The organism is Okeania sp. SIO2B3, from assembly GCF_010672525.1.
Classification (GTDB): Bacteria; Cyanobacteriota; Cyanobacteriia; order Cyanobacteriales; family Microcoleaceae; genus Okeania.
In genome coordinates this window covers 1-1,047 of record NZ_JAAHGH010000087.1, presented here as the reverse complement: position 1 = coordinate 1,047, position 1,047 = coordinate 1, and the positions used below count along the sequence as shown (strand labels likewise).

At 32.4% G+C, this 1,047-nt stretch carries 1 protein-coding gene; it reads right to left on the bottom strand.

Annotated features, from left to right (window positions below; all coding sequences use genetic code 11):
- Window positions 1-369: 369 nt before the first annotated feature.
- The gene (locus tag F6K15_RS29960) at window positions 370-525 is read right to left on the bottom strand and encodes a hypothetical protein (RefSeq protein ID WP_293068293.1); all 156 of its coding nucleotides are present in this window, start codon (window positions 523-525) and stop codon (window positions 370-372) included.
- Window positions 526-1,047 lie beyond the last annotated feature (522 nt).

Genomic DNA, 1,047 nt, shown 5'->3' with positions numbered 1-1,047 from the left:
TATTTATAGAGAATTTTTCACTGCCAGAACTAAAGGAAAACTGAGCATTTTTCCTCAGAGCTAAAATTCCCGACCCAGACAAAAAATAAATAGAAAAAATTCACCATCTCTCACAATCAAAAATCAGACATTGCCAAACTGCTACCCATATTTATCAGAAAATTTTACTGCCAAAGCCAACAGAAAACCGACTATTTTTCCTCTAGACTAAAATTCCCGACCAAGACAAAAGATAAATAGAAAAAATTCACCATCTCTCACAACCAAAAATCAGACATTGGCAAACTTATATCTATATTTATAGAGAAATTTTCATTGGCAGAGTCAACAGAAAGCGGACTATTTTTCCTCAAAGCTAAAATTTCCGAATCAGACAAAAGATAGATAGAGAAACTTCATCATCTCCCACAGCCAAAAATCAGACATTGACCAACCTATATCTATATTTATAGAGAAATTTTCATTGGCAGAGTCAACAGAAAACGGACTATTTTTCCTCAAAGCTAAAATTTCCGAATCAGACAAAAGATAGATAGAGAAACTTCATCATCTCCCACAGCCAAAAATCAGAAATTGGCAAACTGCTATCTATATTTATTGGAAATTTTCACTGCCAGAGGTAAAGAAAAACCGAATATTTTTCCTCAATACTAAAATTCCCGATCCAGACAAAAGATAAATATAAAAAATTCACCATCTCTCACAACCAAAAATCAGAAATTGGCAAACTGCTATCCATATTTATTAGAAAATTTCCACTACCAGAACCAACAAAAAACCGAACATTTTTCCTCAGAGCTAAAATTCCCGAATCAGACAAAAGACAAATAGAGAAAATTTATCATCTCCCACAACCAAAAATCAGACATTGACCAACCTATATCTATATTTATTAAAAATTTTCACTACCAGAACCAACAAAAAAACCGAACATTTTTCCTCAGAGCTAAAATTCCCGAATCAGACAAAAGACAAATAGAGAAAATTTATCATCTCCCACAACCAAAAATCAGACATTGACCAACCTATATCTATATTTATTAAAAA